At 63.6% G+C, this 8,924-nt stretch carries 7 protein-coding genes; 1 reads left to right on the plus strand and 6 read right to left on the minus strand.

Features of this window, described 5'->3' with window-relative positions:
- Positions 1-99: 99 nt before the first annotated feature.
- From ACH488_RS11370 to ACH488_RS11395, 6 genes are read right to left on the minus strand one after another with little or no spacing between them, the layout of a single operon-like run.
- Positions 100-1,296 (minus strand): PLP-dependent aminotransferase family protein, encoded by a 1,197-nt coding sequence (locus ACH488_RS11370; protein WP_397324251.1) that lies wholly within the window; start codon positions 1,294-1,296, stop codon positions 100-102.
- Positions 1,293-2,951 carry an ABC transporter ATP-binding protein gene (locus tag ACH488_RS11375; protein WP_397324253.1) on the minus strand — a complete coding sequence of 553 codons (1,659 nt, stop codon included), beginning with the start codon at positions 2,949-2,951 and terminating at the stop codon, positions 1,293-1,295. The genes ACH488_RS11370 and ACH488_RS11375 overlap by 4 nt, the downstream gene beginning before the upstream one ends.
- A gap of 1 nt (position 2,952) precedes the next feature.
- A complete protein-coding gene (locus ACH488_RS11380) occupies positions 2,953-3,807 on the minus strand; it encodes an ABC transporter permease (protein ID WP_397324255.1) in 855 nt (284 codons plus the stop codon).
- Complete coding sequence (locus tag ACH488_RS11385; RefSeq protein ID WP_397324256.1) at positions 3,804-4,757, minus strand: ABC transporter permease; 954 nt, start codon at positions 4,755-4,757, stop codon at positions 3,804-3,806. The genes ACH488_RS11380 and ACH488_RS11385 overlap by 4 nt, the downstream gene beginning before the upstream one ends.
- A complete protein-coding gene (locus tag ACH488_RS11390; protein ID WP_397324258.1) occupies positions 4,754-6,406 on the minus strand; it encodes an ABC transporter substrate-binding protein in 1,653 nt (550 codons plus the stop codon). The genes ACH488_RS11385 and ACH488_RS11390 overlap by 4 nt, the downstream gene beginning before the upstream one ends.
- 58 nt (positions 6,407-6,464) lie before the next feature.
- Positions 6,465-7,865, minus strand: coding sequence for an FAD-binding oxidoreductase (locus ACH488_RS11395; protein WP_397324260.1), 1,401 nt, complete (start codon positions 7,863-7,865; stop codon positions 6,465-6,467).
- A 313-nt stretch (positions 7,866-8,178) separates the two neighbouring features.
- On the opposite strand from ACH488_RS11395, the gene ACH488_RS11400 reads away from it, so the two are divergent.
- On the plus strand, positions 8,179-8,924 hold a 746-nt coding region (locus ACH488_RS11400), incomplete at its 3' end, for an IS30 family transposase (RefSeq protein WP_397324262.1).

Below are 8,924 nucleotides of genomic sequence, written 5' to 3' on the forward strand. Positions count from 1 at the left end.
GTCTTAGGACCGGGGCTCTTTTCGTTTGTATCCCCCAAGTAAGTCGCAGTTCAGGCCGTTCCCAGGGCTGGCAACGACCTGAACTGCGATCCAGATGGGCTACGCCTGGCGCTTCAGGGCACGTCCAAGGCGGGCCGCGGCCTCTTCAAGTTTCTCCGCGGACACGTCGCCGTAGGCCAGGCGGAGGTGGCGGTCGGCTTCGGTGCCAGGTCCGGACGGGAAGAACGAACCCCGCTGGTACTCAACACCTTCGGCGTTGGCATCAGCGGCGAGCTGGTCCGGATCCACTGACCCGTCGGCCAGTCGTGGCCACAAGAAGAGCCCGCCCTCGGGCAGGACGGACTCGAACGCCCCGGGAGCTTCCCGGTCCAACGCCGCCACAAGGGTCTCGGCACGGCTCCGGTACAGGGCGCGCGCCTTATCAAGAGTGGCGTCGAAAATTCCGGGGTCGGACGTCACGAGTTCGCCGATGACCGCCTGGACCAACGTGGAGCTGTGGGAGTCCTGCCGGCTCCGGAGGGCCACAAGATCACGCGCCAAGTGCTCAGGGGTGACAGTCCAGCCGAGACGGAGGCCGGGGCCCAAGGTCTTGGTGAACGTGTTGATGTGGAGTACGTGGTCCGAGTTGTTGAACTCCTCCACGCTCTCCTGCTCTCCGGAGAAACGCAGCTCTCGGTAAGGGTTGTCCGCCAGGATCACGAATCCGTAGTGCTCGGCCAGCCTCACCAACTCGCATCGGGCCTCACCCGGGAGCGTTCCCTGCGAGGGGTTGTGGAAGTCCGGCACGGTGTAGAGCGCGGATGGCCGGGCACCGCTGCGGAGAAGATCGCTGAGATGGTCGACATCCAGCCCCTTCGGGCCCACGAACACAGGCAGGGTCTTGGCGTCGGACAGCTGCAGCCCCCGCAGGAACAACGGGAAGATGGGATTGTCCACGGCAACAAGGTCGCCACGTTCCACCACGGACTGGATGGCCAGGGACAAGCCGTGGAAGCCGCCGTTGGTGATGAGGATGCGATCAACGGAGACGCCCTCGCGTTCGGCGATCCACTCGCGCAGCGGAGAAGTGCCTTCAGTCCGCGAGTACTGAAGCGCGGGGACTCCCGGTTTGGCCAGTACTCGCGCAGTGGCCGCCGCCAGTTCCGTTGTGGGCAACACACTGGGATCCGGGATGCCGCCCAGGAGTTCGATGGCGTCTGCACGCTTGTCGCGCAGTGTTGCGTCGCCGAATCCCTGGGGCGCGGTGAACGCCTCGAGCAGGGCGGGCCGGCGGTTGGTGGTCAGGTTCACGGTCATGCTGATGCCTCCGCTAGTTGTTTGGCTTCTGTGTTGTCCCGGACAGGCGTGGCCAGCGGGATCGCTTGGAGCAGTGCCTGGGTATAGGGATGTTGGGGACGCAGGAAGATGTCCTCCACGGGGCCGTCTTCCACTACCTGCCCACGCCTGAGCACGGAAACGGTGTCCGCCACCTGCCGGACCAGCGCGAGGTCATGCGAGACGAACAGGTACGTCAGGCCAAGTTCGCGCTGCAGCTTGGAGAGCAATTCCAGGATTCCCGCTTGGACGCTCACGTCGAGCGCGGACGTGGGTTCGTCCAAGACCACGACGTCGGGACGCACCACCAGCGCGCGGGCGATAGCCACGCGTTGCCGCTGGCCACCGGACAGGTTTGCCGGCCTGCGTGACGCCGCGGAGGCGGGAAGGCCAACGGCTTCCAATGCTTCGAGGACCCGTTGGGCCCGGTCCGCCTTGGTGCCCACCCCGAACTGGTCCAGGGGTTCCTGGACGATCTTGCTGACCTTCCACGTGGGATCCAGGGAGGTGAAGGGGTTCTGGTACACGAGTTGGAGATGGCGGCGGATCTCGCGGACTTCGTTCCGGGACCTGCCCGACGTCGGCTGGCCGGCGACGGCGATCTCCCCGCCGTCGGGTTGTTCCAGCCCGAGCAGCAACCGGACGGCGGTGGTTTTGCCCGATCCGGATTCGCCGACAAGTGCGTGCGTCCGTCCCCGTTCCACGGAGAACGAGACGCCATCCACGGCCACGATGTCCTTCCCGCCGGCATGGAACCGCTTGGTTACCCCGCGCACATCAATCTGTGCGGGCCCATCAGGTGACCCTGAAGCGTCAGTCCGGGAGCCGTCGTCGTGCGTTAACCGCTGGTTCCGGTACCTGTCCGGGTGCAGGGCGGGCACATCTGCCTGGAGGTTGCGCGCATACTCCGTTGCGGGCGCGGCGAAAATTTCGCGCGACGGACCACTTTCCTGGACCGCGCCATCCTTCAGCACCACCAGAGAGTCAGTGCGTTCCGCCGCTATGGCGAGATCGTGGGTAATGAGGAGCAGGCTGATGTCCAGTTCGCGGCGGAGCTCGGTCAGCATGTCCAGGATGAGCTTCTGCACCGTGACGTCTAAGGCGGAGGTGGGCTCGTCCGCGACGATCAGTGACGGCCGCGGAAGTACCGTCAGCGCGATGAGGACGCGCTGCAGCATACCGCCGGACAATTGGTGCGGGTAGGAGTTGTACACGCGGCCGGGATCGGGCAATCCCACCTGCTCGAGGACCTCCAGGATCTTGGTGCGCCGGACCTCGGGGTCCGTTTCGCCCAGCAGCGCGGCGGCCTCGTGGGCCTGGGCGCCGATGGTCCGCACGGGGTTGAGGGCCGACGCCGGATCCTGCGGGATGAAGCCGAGCTCACGGCCGCGGAAGGGCCGGAACTGCTTCTCCGGAAGGGACAGGAGGTCCTTGCCGTTCAACTCCACTTTCCCGGTGGCGGTGGAGTCGTGCGGGAGCAGCCGGAGGACGGCCTTGGCGATGGTCGATTTTCCGGAGCCGGATTCGCCAATCAGCGCGAGGCTCTCACCTTTGGCGAGCGAAAAGCCCACGTCATGGACGACGGCGGCACGGCCGTACGCGATCGACAAACCTTGCACTGTTAAGAGGGAACTCATGTCACTTCGCCTTTCGCAGCCAGCGGCTGATGCGGTTCACGGACAAGACGGTGATGACGATGACCAGCGCCGGTGCGTACACGAGCCATGGAGCCGTGACGTAGGTCTTGCCGGAGGCCACCAACAGGCCCCAGTCCGAAGCCGGAGGAGGATCGCCATAGCCAAGGAAAGCCAGCGATGCGATGACCAGGATGGATGTACCGAACTGCAGGACGGCCAGGACCAGCACGGAGCGGTACGCGTTGGGGAGGATGTGCCCCAACAAGGCGTGAAGCCGGTTGCCGCCTTCCAGATAGGACGCTTCGACGTAGGTTGCGCCGCGGACGCGCAGCACTTCTGCACGCATCAGCCGGGCAAAGACGGCGACGGCGGACACTCCCGTTGCGATGGCGGCGTTGATGGTCTGGAACCCAAGGGAACTCACAATGACCACAGCCAGGAGGAAGCCCGGGATGGCCAGGAGTACGTCCACGAAACGGCCGAGGATCGAGTCGACCCAGCCGCCACGGAAACCTGCCGCGAGGCCAATGATGCTGCCAACTACCAAGCCGATCAGGACGGCCACCAAGGCACTCGTGACAGAGGAGGCCGTGCCGTAGACAACGCGTGCGTACTGGTCGCGGCCAAGGTAGTCGGTGCCGAACCAGTGAGCTGTGCTGGGTGCGGCCAGCTTGCTTGCGGTATCGCCCGTAACGGGGCTGTAGTGCGTGAAGAGACCGGGTACCAGGGACCACAGGATCACAAGGAGAACCACGGCGAAGGACAGGAGGACCGTCACGGGCGGGAGGCCGTCCGTCAGTTTCCGCTGCGCAGGTTCTGCTTGGTTGAGCTGGGGGTTGCTGAGCAGGGCGGTCATGCGCTTACCTTCTCCCGGAGTTTGACGCGCGGATCCAGCAGCGGTGAGGCCAGGTCCGCCAGCAGGTTGACCACCACGAACACCACGGCTGAAAGGGAAACCACTGCTTGCAGCACCGGTTGGTCTTCACCCGTCACGGCCTTCTGGACCACGGTGCCGATGCCGTCGCGGCCAAAGATGGTTTCGGTGATGACCGAGCCACCCAGGAGTTCACCGACGATCAAGGCCACCATCGCCACGGAGGGCAGCGCCGATGGCTTCACCAAGTGCTTCGCGAACAGTCTGGCTTCCGTCAGGCCACGGGAGCGTGCCACCACTGCGTACTCCTGCCGGGACTCGTGGTCCAGGCTGGCAATCAGGACCTCGGCCAACGGCGCCGAGACAGGGATTGCCAGGGTGATGGCTGCAAAGAGTGTGGCCACTGGGCTGTTGGGATCAGTGGTGGTGAAGGAGTGCAGGCGGAAGGCGAAGAGTTCGATCAGGATGAGGCCGATCACGAAGTTCGGCACGGAAAGGAAGAGCGACGGGATGGAACGGACAACCGCGCCCCACTTTCCCGGAAGGTACTGGGCGCCGTAGGCGATGGCCACGGCGAAAACGATCGCGATGACCAGGGCGCTCGACGCCAGGGTCAGGGTTGATGGCAGTGCATCCCCGACGATCTGGGTCACCGGAAGGTTGGACTGCAAGGAGAAACCGAGTTCGCCCGTCAGGAAACGGCCAAGTGACAGGAGCAACTGCACGATCACCGGCTGATCGAGCCCGTAGTAGGACACGATCCGCTGGATGTCCTCCTCGCTGAGTCCGTGCTGCGGATCGCGCAGCGAATTGGTGATGGCGTCGCCGGGAAGCACGCTGATCACCAGGAACGTCAGGATGTAGGCGAGGAGGACCACGATGACCGCCTGGCCCACACGCGTCAGGGCAAAGCGCCGATAGTCGCTGGTCACTGTGAAATCCAGGCGGTGTAGAAGTTCGCGTACGCCAGGCCGTTGTACTGGACGTCCTTGATCTTCGGGTTGATCAGGTACAGACGCTGGACGAGCTGGTTAAGGGGTACAAAGTAGCCCTGCTCCAGCACGTACTTCTGCAGTTCGTCCGCCACCTTCTCCCGGGAGGCGCGGTCCGAGGCGGTGGCGATCGCCGTCGAAAGGTCGTTCAGTTTCTGGTCGCTGGTACCAACGCTGAACCAGTCCTCACCCTTGTTCTGGCTGGTCAGGACACCGGCTACCGTGCCGACGTCGACGAAGCTTCGCGAGGTCTGGAACAGCGGCGGCTTGCTGGCCTGGATTGCGGCGTAGCCGGCGACGTCCACCACCTTGAGGTTGACCTTGATGCCTACCTTCTTAAGCTGCTGGGCAATGAGCTCGTCCTCGGCCTTGGTGGAAGGGACATACGGGTTGGGCGTGAGGGTGAACTCGAGGGTCTTTCCGTCCTTGGTGCGGTAACCGTCGGAGCCTTTGGCCCAGCCGGCGTCGTCCAGGACCTTGTTGGCCTTCTCCGGATCGAACTTGAAGGAGTCGCTGAACTCGCCCGCCTCCGGGACATTGCCCTGGATGAACGTGGTGGCCGCGTTCCAGTCGTCCGTGTAGACGGTCTTGCGGATCTCTTCACGGTCAATGCCGTGCTGGATGGCCTGGCGGACGGCGAGTTCATTGGTGGGGAAGGCCGTGGTGTTCACCTGGAAGCCATCGACGAAGCCGAGGTAGCGGGGCGTTCCCACCGTGAAGCCCTGGGCCTTCAGGGACTCGATTTCCTGCGGCTCTATGTTGAACGCAACATCCGCCTGTCCGGAAACCACCGTGGAGGTCCGGACGGAGGTGTCCTTGATGACCTTGTAGGTAATGGTGTCCAGGCGGGCCGGTCCAGTGTGGCCGAGTGCCGCCGGGCCCCAGTTGTAGTCCTTGCGCTTCTCCAGCACGTAGCTGTCGCCCTGCTTCCAGGACTTCACCACAAAGGGTCCACTGCCGATTTCCTGGCTGAGGTCCGCCTGCGCCTCGACCGGCAATGCGAGGGTCTTCGGCGAGAGCAGGATGCAGCCGTGATACGCCAGGGTGGCGATAAACCCGAGCGCGGGGGAGGAGAAGGAAACCTTGACCGTCTTGGGGTCGGCCGCCTCGGCGGAGACGAAGTTGGTGGACGGGAACAATCCCACCTTGCTGATGCCGCGTGCCGAATCGCCCTTGGCCCAGGCATTGAGGTTGGCCACCACCGCTGCGGCATCCAGCGGGGTTCCGTCGGAGAACGTGACGCCCTCCTTCAGGTGCAGGACGAAGTCTTTGGCTCCGTTGAGCTCCTCCCACTTCTCGGCGACCCAGGGGCTGAGCTCGCCCTTTTCGTTGACGTAGACCAGCTTGTCCGTGATCTGGCCCCAGAGGTTGCCCTCGTAGCTGGAAATGGAGGTCTTGCTGGAGACCCAGCCGGTGTCGTAGCCCTGGATCAGGAAGGTGATGTTGCCGCCTTCAACAGGGCTGCCTCCGTTGGTGCCGGTGCTGGCGGTAGGCCCGCCGCAGGCGGTGATGAATGCCGAGGTTGACAGGGCACCGAGGCCCGCGAGGAAGGCTCGCCTGCGGAATTCGGGGGTGGCGAAGGTGTTCATGGTTGCTCCTTGGATGCGTTGGGTACGGCCGTTGGGGTGGCCGGGTGGTGCTGGTTGGCTAGATTGCTTTGCCGGGGTTGAGAAGCTGTTGCGGGTCAATCGCTGCCTTGATGGCGTGCTGCAGCTCGCGGCTGCGCTGGGACAGCTCCAGTGCGGCCCATTCCTTCTTGACGGTGCCTACGCCGTGTTCGCCGGTGACTGTGCCGCCGAGGGAGAGCGCCACCTTCACGAGTTCTGTGGCTGCTTCCAACAGCGCGGCAGGCGGCTTAGGGCCGTCATCGGGCGTTTTGTCCAGGGTGATGAGTGGGTGCAGGTTTCCATCGCCGGCGTGTGACACCGCCGAAATGTCGACGCCGAAGCGGGCTTCCAGCGCCGGAAAGGCTGCGTAGACCTTGGCAAGCTGCGACTTGGGCACCGCGATGTCCTCGCCGATGTACCACTTGTCGTGCGGGAGGCCGCGTCCGCTGCGCCGCAACTCCCAAAGCCGCACACCGTCGTCGTCCGCTTCAACTGTCACCCGGCCGCCGACGGCACTGAGTGCCGTGGCGATGTCAGTGGCCTGGTCGCCGATGCCGTACCCGTCCAGTTCGATCAGGATCAGTGCGGCGCCTCGCTCGCGCAGCGTCGTTCCGGAGTGGGCGTCGATATTCGCCAGGCTCGGGGTGTCGAAGAATTCGATCGCGGCCGGGCGCACCGGCGAAAGGGTGATTGCTGCAAGGCCGTCCGTGCCCTCCGCCGTGCTGTCGAAGAAGGCACTCACGGTCTTCCGGGCCACAGGAACGGGACGGAGCCTGACGGTGGCCTTGGTGACGATCCCAAGGATCCCCTCCGAACCGACGAACAGGGACGTCAGGTCCAGCCCGGTGACGCCCTTGATGGAGCGGTGGCCAACCGTGATGAGGCTGCCGTCGGCGAGGACGACGTCGAGGGACAGGATCGATTCCCGGGTCACCCCGTATTTCGCGCAGCGGAGCCCGCCGGCATTGGTGGCGATATTGCCGCCGATGGAGGAAATATCAAAGCTTGCAGGATCGGGTGCGTAGAAAAGTCCGTGGGATTCCAGGTGCTTGTTCAGTTCGGCATTGATGACGCCCGGTTCCACTACGGCAACCTCATCCAGCGGTGAAACTTCGATAATCCGGTTGAGCTTTTCAGTGGAAATGACAACTTGGTTTTCGCTTGCGGTGGCCCCGCCCGAGAGGCCGCTGCCGGCGCCCCGGGGAACCACGGTGATGCCGAGTTCTGCCGCCAGCCTCACGGCGACCTGGACGTCGGCTGCTGTTGCGGGAAATACGACGGCGGGGCCTGGGGCTTGTGTTCCTGCGGCGGTTTTGGCGGTGGCGGCGTCGTAGCTGTAGCGGCTGGTTTCCAAGCTTGGTTCGAGGACTTCGATGTTCTCCGGGAGTTGCCCAAGGTACGCCTGGATGGTGGTGGCGGTTTCTGTTTGCTGTGTTGTCATGCCGGTGAGCTTTCTGTCCGGGTGCATGACAAGACAGGAAACCCTGCAACGAAGCACCCAAAGGCTTTTGATTAGTCATCAAAAGTTAGCGGCACTCGGAATTTGGATTCCAGTTTCGTGAAATGTCAATCAATAGTTCTCAACGGGGCGACGTCGGGATTCCCATTTCGTTAAGTGAGGTCTTGATGCGGCGAAATATGACTTTGTTCGACGGAGTAATGCGTCACATGACGGTGTACCCAACTGGGTCGCATTTGTGCGCGTTTTGAACGCTTCGAATCATGCGGTGATCGCAACACCTGATTATTGAAGGGTGTCGATTGCCGTGGTGAAGTTCTCGAGTCGTTTGGTTGCTGAGGTTGTTCAGGGGTTCTGGCAACAGGTAGCGGACGGTTCCCGCTTTGAAGAAGCGGGAGAGTTCGTCGGATGGTCCGTAACGACTGTGCGGCGTGAATTGAGGTCCTCGGGAGGGATCCGGCCACGCAGGGGCCGGATCCTTACCGGGCGTTCGTTGTCCTTTGATGAACGCGAGCAGATCGCTTTGCTCAGGGGTAAGGAATCCGTCCGTGAGATCGCCAGGCGGTTGGACCGGTCGCCCTCGACGATATCTCGGGAATTGCGTCGTAACGCCGATGAGGTCTACTACTACCGGGCCACCACTGCCCATGCCCGGGCCCACGCAAGGGCGGCCAGGCCCAAGACCGCTAAGCTCAAAAGCAACGAAGCCTTGCGCAAGGAAGTCGAAAAGCGACTCGGTAAGAAAGACTCACCGGTCCAGATCGCCGGCCGGCTCCGCAAGGACCACCCGAACAACCCGGAGATGTGGGTGTCACACGAGACCATCTACCAGTCCCTCTATCTTGAGTCCCGGGGCGGACTGAAACGGGAACTGGTAAAGAGCCTGCGCACCGGCCGGACCTTGCGCAAACCCCAACGCCGCCCTGACGAACGCCGCGGCAGAATCCAGGGAATGGTCATGATCGCTGACCGCCCCGCGGAGGTCGAAGACCGCGCGGTACCAGGGCACTGGGAAGGCGACCTCATCATCGGCAAGGACGG

The sequence above is a fragment of the Paenarthrobacter sp. NPDC018779 genome (assembly GCF_044391085.1).
GTDB lineage: Bacteria > Actinomycetota > Actinomycetes > Actinomycetales > Micrococcaceae > Arthrobacter.

What these genes read in the sequence shown, in the direction of transcription:
- ACH488_RS11395 (WP_397324260.1), bottom strand. Translation starts at nt 7,865, where the DNA reads ATGACAACACAGCAAACAGAAACCGCCACCACCATCCAGGCGTACCTT.
- ACH488_RS11390 (WP_397324258.1), bottom strand. Translation starts at nt 6,406, where the DNA reads ATGAACACCTTCGCCACCCCCGAATTCCGCAGGCGAGCCTTCCTCGCG.
- ACH488_RS11375 (WP_397324253.1), bottom strand. Translation starts at nt 2,951, where the DNA reads ATGAGTTCCCTCTTAACAGTGCAAGGTTTGTCGATCGCGTACGGCCGT.
- ACH488_RS11380 (WP_397324255.1), bottom strand. Translation starts at nt 3,807, where the DNA reads ATGACCGCCCTGCTCAGCAACCCCCAGCTCAACCAAGCAGAACCTGCG.
- ACH488_RS11370 (WP_397324251.1), bottom strand. Translation starts at nt 1,296, where the DNA reads ATGACCGTGAACCTGACCACCAACCGCCGGCCCGCCCTGCTCGAGGCG.